Annotated in this window: 5 protein-coding genes; 2 read left to right on the forward strand and 3 right to left on the reverse strand. The window is 64.0% G+C overall.

Features of this window, described 5'->3' with window-relative positions; genetic code table 11:
- The first annotated feature begins 41 nt into the window (after nucleotides 1-41).
- Entirely contained in the window at nucleotides 42-803 is a 762-nt protein-coding gene (locus KA354_13430) for a HEAT repeat domain-containing protein (protein MBP7935642.1), read from the forward strand.
- Nucleotides 804-813: 10 nt separating this feature from the next.
- Here KA354_13430 and KA354_13435 read toward each other — a convergent pair whose 3' ends face one another.
- A complete protein-coding gene (locus KA354_13435) occupies nucleotides 814-2,061 on the reverse strand; it encodes a family 10 glycosylhydrolase (GenBank protein ID MBP7935643.1) in 1,248 nt (415 codons plus the stop codon).
- A gap of 203 nt (nucleotides 2,062-2,264) precedes the next feature.
- Between KA354_13435 and KA354_13440 the strand changes: the two genes are divergently transcribed.
- Complete coding sequence (locus tag KA354_13440) at nucleotides 2,265-4,526, forward strand: DUF4159 domain-containing protein (protein ID MBP7935644.1); 2,262 nt, start codon at nucleotides 2,265-2,267, stop codon at nucleotides 4,524-4,526.
- A 1-nt stretch (nucleotide 4,527) separates the two neighbouring features.
- On the opposite strand, the gene KA354_13445 is transcribed toward KA354_13440, so the two are convergent.
- Both KA354_13445 and KA354_13450 read right to left on the reverse strand, forming a co-directional pair.
- On the reverse strand, nucleotides 4,528-5,664 hold the full coding sequence (locus tag KA354_13445) for a trypsin-like peptidase domain-containing protein (GenBank protein MBP7935645.1): 1,137 nt from the start codon (nucleotides 5,662-5,664) through the stop codon (nucleotides 4,528-4,530).
- A 61-nt stretch (nucleotides 5,665-5,725) separates the two neighbouring features.
- The coding region (locus KA354_13450; GenBank protein MBP7935646.1) for a hypothetical protein at nucleotides 5,726-6,190 on the reverse strand (465 nt) is incomplete at its 5' end.

Raw genomic sequence — 6,190 nt, forward strand, 5'->3', positions numbered from 1 at the left:
TCGTCCCGAGCAGCAGGGGAGCGATCCCTTTCACCGCGACGATGATTGCCGTCCTTCTGGTGGTGGGGTGTTCGGACCATCAGAAGCGTACCTGGAAACACCGATCCGCCGCCGACAACTACCGCACGGCCTTGGAGGCGGAGAACGCCGACGACCGACGCGACGCGGTCGCTCGGATTGCCGAGAGCGGATACGTTGCGAGCGAAGATGCTTTCCAGGTCCTTGATACGGCCGCTCGCACCGACCCGGCATTCCAGATCCGCTGCATCGCCATACGAGCCTTGGCGACCTACAAGGACGCTCGCCCCCTCAAGACGCTGCTCATGATTCTCCAGGCCACGACCGAGGCCGAGCAAGCCCTGCCACCCAATGATGACGTTCGATGGGAGACGGTGGCAGCCATGTTGAAGTTGAGCCGCAAGGGAGCACTCGCCGGCCAGGAGCCGAGCCTGGTCCGCGACATCCTGATCAAACTGGCGGAGACCGACACCTCGCGCAATGTCCGGATTGCCGCGCTGGAAGCCCTGGGCGATTTCAAGGACAGGCAGGTCTTGCTGCCCCTCGTCCGGTCGTTGCGAACCCAGGATTTCGCCATCGCCGAGCGAGCGGAAGGCTCCCTGATCCGGCTCACCGGTGAGACGCACTACGCCGACGCGGACGCGTGGGAGAAGTGGATCGCCTCCGCCGAGGACCCGTTTGCCAACGCCGGTCGCGTACCACCCTCGACCCGCCCTGCCGGGCCCACCTGGTTCGATCGGCAGAAGCGAGCCTTCAAGCGAGCTATCAAGCTGGCGAATGACTGAGGGCGAGGACTCAGCCGCCGGTAGCCAGCACGGAAGGTGCGACCAAGCGTGTTACCGGCAAGAGCGCCTTTCGCCGAGCCGTGCGTCGTGTGGTCGCCTCGGTCTGTCGAGCGGCGGGACGGTCCTCCTCGCCGAACCGATCCCGGTTCTCGCGAATCTCAAACAAAGCCCCGTAGCTGAAGACGCAGAAGTTCCCGGTCTTCTGATGGCTTGACTGGATCTGCTGCTTCACCACCTCGATGCCTTTGGCGGTGTCGAGGCGGGGGGCGAACCAGAGGCCGGGGACAACGGTCACCTCGCTGCGCAGCGGCAACCACCCGGTCAGCGCGCTGTCGAACGCGGCGAGATCGGATTTGTAGTTCATCAGAAATGCCGCGTCGAGAAGCTGTTCTCGCACCCAGCGGCGATCGTCGCGGAAGAACCGCAGACTTTCGTTGTATTCAGCTCCTACGGAGGCCGAAAGGGCTGCTGATGGTCGTTCTCGTCGCATCATCGTTCGAATGTCAGCCACCAACTGGGTCACTTGATCGGTTCGCCATTTCTTCCAGGACTCCGGGTTGGCATCGGGTTCCAGGCCGGTGGCCTTCTTGTACAAAGCCAGCGTCTTGGCATCGCGCGGATAGTCGATACCGGAACCCGACGGGATTGCCGGCGGCTCGCTCGGGAACCGGATGTAATCCATGTGCAGGCCGTCGATCGCGTAGTTCGCGACGATCTCGCGGAACACATCGACGAGGTACTGGCGGACTTCCGGCAGACACGGATTGAGGCTGACGTAAAACGAAGTGAGCGGCTGACGACGACCCTGCTGGTCATACCAGAACCAGTTGGGGTGCTTGTTGTAGAGTTGCTCGGGGCAGGTCGGAGCCTTGGTACCTCGCCAGGCAGGCATGACGTTCACCCAGGCATGCAGCTCCAGCTTGCGGCGGTGGGCTTCCTGGATCGCCAGGGCCAGTGGGTCGAAGCCGGGGTTCTGGAACTCAAACTGCTCGGCCCAGGGCTCGATCCTCGACGGGTAGAACGTCGTTCCGTTTCCGCGGACCTGGAACACAACGACGTTGAAGCCGCCCCTGGAGCAGTCCTCCATGATTCGGGTGACGTCGTCGGGGCTTCGATAGTCGCCTCGTGTGACCCAGATCGCACGCACGCCTCCAGTGACCATTCTGCTCTGCTGACATCCGAGACTCATCACCGAGACCATCGCCAGCACGATTGGCAAGGCGGCTTTCAGATTGAGGGGGGGCATGGATCGACCCATTTCGCAGCTCCTTGTGATGAAGAAGACCTGTCCGTTCCGTTTGGCGAGAGGATACCGTTCCTCCCTCACTGCCGCAAAAGTGTCACTTGGGCGACGAACGACTTTGCAGGCGATGGCCTGGACGGCCAGGAATGGTACAATCCCCGGGAGAGGTGTGATGCGGTTCGCCCGCCTCACGACGATCACCCAGGCCGGAGCCCTGCATGGCCCTGCGGAGCCCACATGACCGCCCGCGACTGCTGCTGGCGATGGCGTGCTGCCTGGCACAGGGCTGGCTTTGGCGGCCACTGGCGGCCGGGGCTCAGGAGGTCACCGGAGACGAGGTCCGGGTCTCGATCGAGGCGGCCAAGGGATTTCTGCTCGGGACCAAGCATGACGATGGAACCTGGCCGGAGTATCGCTTCGACGGAGGAACGACCGCCCTGTCGACGCTCGCCTTGCTGAACGCGGGTCTCAAGCCGGACAACCCCCAGATGCAGGCCGCGGTAGCCGCTTGCGCCCGCATTCCTCTCAGGCACACTTATGTGGTCTGCCTGAAGACCCAGGCACTTGCCGCAGCGAATCCAACGGCCTACAGAGCCCAGATCCAGGCGGCCGCCGACTGGCTGGTGGCGGCTCAGCATAGCAGTGGAATGTGGGGGTACGACGCGGGACGGGGAAGTACGGATTTCTCGAACTCGCAGTTCGCCCTTCTGGGTCTGCACGAGGCCGCCAAAGCAGGAGCCCGGATTCCCGTCAGCGTCTGGCGAAAAGCGGAGAAGTCCTGGCAAGATGCTCAGAACACGGACGGCGGATGGGCCTACACACCCAACCAGCAGCACAGCACCGGGAGTATGACAGCGGCGGGAGTAGCCAGCCTGTACATCTGTGGCGAGTCGCTGACGACCCAGCGCGAGAGAGGATTCACGCCCGACGGTGTGGCCCCCAACTGCGGCAAGCGAGCCCTCTATCGTCCGATCGCCCGAGGTCTGCAGTGGCTCGGCACCCAATTCAGCGTCGAGCGGAATCCTGGGTCCGGAGCCTGGCTTTACTACTACTTGTATGGACTGGAGCGGGTGGGCATCCTCTCCGGGCTAGAGCATTTCGGCAAGCATGACTGGTACCGCGAGGGTGCCGCCCGACTGGTTCGCCTGCAGACAGGCAATGGGGCCTGGCGCGAGGTCAACCCGGTCGTCGACACGGCGTTCGGCCTGTTGTTCCTGGCCAAAGGGTACCGTCCTGTCCTGTTCCACAAGCTGGCGTGGAGCAGCGACAATCGCTGGTGCAATGACCCGCACGATCTGGAGCATCTGACCGGTTTCATCGGTGACCGCATCGGCGGCCAGACGGTGAGCTGGAGCACAGTGGCCGTTGACGATCCCATCGAGATGTGGATGGCCGCCCCGATCCTGTATTTGACGGGACATGAGTTCCCCAAGCTCAGCGATCCACAGCGAGAGCAGCTCAAGCGCTACGTCGATCTCGGGGGCACGATCCTGGCGGAGGCTTGCTGCGGCCGCGAGGACTTCCGAAGGGGATTCGACGAGTTCGCGAAGAAGACGTTCCCCGAGTTCGACGTCCGCCGACTGACGGCCGATCACGCGGTCTTCAGGACGCTCTTCGATCTCAACGGGAGCGCGATCATCCTATACGGCATGGACATCGGCTGCAGGACCAGCGTGTTCTTCAGCCCGGTAGATCTCTCCTGCCTGTGGGAGCAGGGCGACATTCCGGTCAAGAGTGAGGCGGCGTTCAAACTTGGGGCCAACATCGCGGCGTACGCCACCGGAGCGATGCCCCTGCCGGACAAGCTGGATGCTGCGCGGCTGGTGCGTGCCACCGAGGCCGCGGCGTCGCAGGCGTCACCTCCCCGCGGGGCACTGCATTTCGCCCAGCTCATGCACAACGGAGACTGGCGGCCATTTCCCAAGACGATCCTCAACCTCGCGGACCATCTGCACCGCCATCTCGGCGTCGACGTGGTCAGGCACTATGTCCCCCTACGTTCCACGGAACCCGAGTTCGCCCGGCATCCCATCGTCTACATGACCGGCAGTACGAGCTTCTCGCTCTCGGCCGAGGAGGTGGCGGCGCTGAAGGAGCATCTGGAGCGCGGAGGATTGCTGCTGGCGGACGCCTGCTGCGGACACAAACCGTTCGATTCGTCCTTCCGCGAGCTGGTCAAGCAGCTGTTTCCCGGCCAGCCTCTGGAGCGTCTGACGGCCGATCACCCGATCCTCAGTGGCTCACCCGGCGTACCGATCGGAGAGGTGCGGTACTTCACCGCCGTTCAGGAGCAGCACCCCGACCTGAAGCAGCCCTGGCTCGAAGGCGTCACCCTGGAGGGCCGAACGGTGCTGGTTTACAGTCGCTTTGGCCTCGGCAGCGGCATTTCAGACAGCACCTGCTTCGGCTGCCTGGGCGTGGCCCCCGACGACGCGCTTCGAATAGCCGGCAACATCGTGCTGTACGGCCTGTCACACTGAGCTACTGCAAGGTCACCTTGACCTGGTGCCGCTCGTCGTTGCGAATCACCGTCAGCTCCACCTCGTCGCCGGCCTTGTGTTTCTCCAGAACGTTCAGGAGATCGCCGCTGGTCGCCACTTTCTTGCCGTCGGCCCCGGCGATGATGTCACCCAGCAGGTAGCCGCCATCGCGCAGGCGGCGGGTGCCACGCAATCCGGCGGCCTCCGCTCCAGAACCGGCTTCAACGCTCAAAACGAGCACACCGCTGAGCCGCGCCTGCCGGACAACCGAATCGGGTGCGAAGACTACGCCGAGCCGCGGATAGATCACACGCCGATGGGCAATGATCTGGGGCACGATTCGGCTCACGGTGTCGACAGGTACGGCGAACCCGATTCCGGCGCTGGAGCCTGACGGGCTGAAGATGGCCGTGTTGATTCCGATCAGCCGGCCGGCGCTGTCCAGAAGCGGGCCTCCGGAGTTGCCCGGGTTGATGGCCGCATCGGTCTGGATCACGTCCTGAATCTCACGCTGGGTGACGGACTGGATGGTCCGCCCCAGTGCGCTGACCACGCCGGTGGTCAGGGTGTGATCCAGGCCAAAGGGATTGCCGATGGCGAAGACACTCTGACCCACCCTGAGGTCGGCGGAGGTACCCAACGGGATCGGAGTGAGCTTGAGACCGGGCCCTTTGATCCGAAGCACGGCCACGTCTTTGTCCGCTTCGAAGCCGACGAGCTCAGCCCGGTGGACGGAGCGATCGCTCAAGGTCACATCGATGGCCGAGGCGCCCTCAACCACGTGGAAGTTGGTCACAATGTGTCCCTGGGCATCCCAGATGAACCCGGATCCCGCTCCGCGGGGCGTTTCCACGGGACTGAGCCGGAACCAGTCGTAGGCTTGGCCAACGTTGGTGATGAAGACCACCGACGCGGCCGCGTTCTCGAACAGCTTGATCGTGGTCTTCTCGACGTCGCTCAGGTCGCCGCGCGGGGTGATCGCCCGAGGCTCGGCGGGCGGCTGCGATGACATGTCCCGCCACTGGCGATAGAGTATCGTACCCGCCAGGATGCCCAGCAGGATGGCCAGGAGCAGCATGCGCCGCGATACCCCGGTACCTGGCGGACGAGGCGGACTGACGTAAGGCTGCGAGTTCATATCCATCATCGATCGGGCCTCATCAACGACGAAGGCGCACCCACCACAGGACGCACCTTGGCTAGACCTTCAGCAAGGTCTGTTGCACAGTCAGAATGACCGGAAGCCGCAGAACACCCCCGTGGCGAAGGGACAGCTGGAGCTGCACTTCCCCGGGCACGGCATCCCCGGGTACCGTCAGCGTGTGGCTGCCGCCCTCGCCGGCAACGGCTTGCCGCCAGCCGATCGGAAGCTCCCAGGCGATGACTTCCAAGTCCGGTTTCAGTGTCAGTTGGACGGTATCACCCGGCCGCACGTGAGGGTGGTCGATACTCAGTCTGACAGCCGGATCGCGAGGTTCAAAGGTAAAGCCCGGCCGGCCAGTGATGTACACTGGGAACCCGGCAGTCAGCGTCACGGTCAGGCGATTGCCCGCCCGAAGCGGGGCGATGGGCTCGCCCATGCCGTTGGTGATCTCCACCTTGCCGGCGGAATCGAAGGTCAGCACGCGGCTGCCCTGGGGCGCGCAGGCAACGACAACATCGCG

This window comes from Phycisphaerae bacterium, assembly GCA_018003015.1.
Lineage (GTDB): Bacteria > Planctomycetota > Phycisphaerae > UBA1845 > PWPN01 > JAGNEZ01.

Excerpts from the sequence above, each read along its gene's own strand:
- KA354_13430 (MBP7935642.1), top strand. The coding sequence starts at position 42 with ATGATTGCCGTCCTTCTGGTGGTGGGGTGTTCGGACCATCAGAAGCGT.
- KA354_13435 (MBP7935643.1), bottom strand. The coding sequence starts at position 2,061 with ATGGGTCGATCCATGCCCCCCCTCAATCTGAAAGCCGCCTTGCCAATC.
- KA354_13440 (MBP7935644.1), top strand. The coding sequence starts at position 2,265 with ATGGCCCTGCGGAGCCCACATGACCGCCCGCGACTGCTGCTGGCGATG.
- KA354_13445 (MBP7935645.1), bottom strand. The coding sequence starts at position 5,664 with ATGAACTCGCAGCCTTACGTCAGTCCGCCTCGTCCGCCAGGTACCGGG.